Source organism: Bacillus sp. SIMBA_008 (assembly GCF_046535495.1).
GTDB lineage: Bacteria > Bacillota > Bacilli > Bacillales > Bacillaceae > Bacillus > Bacillus subtilis.
In genome coordinates, this window is record NZ_JAWRWL010001312.1 from 1 (window position 1) to 234 (window position 234).

At 73.9% G+C, this 234-nt stretch carries 1 protein-coding gene; it reads right to left on the bottom strand.

Features of this window, described 5'->3' with window-relative positions; genetic code table 11:
• A partial coding sequence (locus tag SB658_RS27690) for a hypothetical protein (RefSeq protein ID WP_410603788.1) occupies positions 1-234 on the bottom strand: 234 nt, incomplete at both ends.

Here is a 234-nt window from a genome sequence, read left to right on the forward strand (position 1 = left end):
GAGAGGGAGAAGCGGCGAGCGGGGCGGCCGGAGCGGTAGCTGCCGACCGCGCGGGCGTTGGGGAGCTCGCGCAGCACCTCGGCGTCGAGCAGCGTGTCCATCGCGTCGATCGCGGTGGACCGGGTCAACGACGTGCCCGCCATGACCTCGGTCGCCGTGAACTCGCCGGCCGCCCAGGCGAAGTCGAGCACCGCTCCGACGCTTGCGCGCCCGGTGCCGAGATCCGCCGAGACT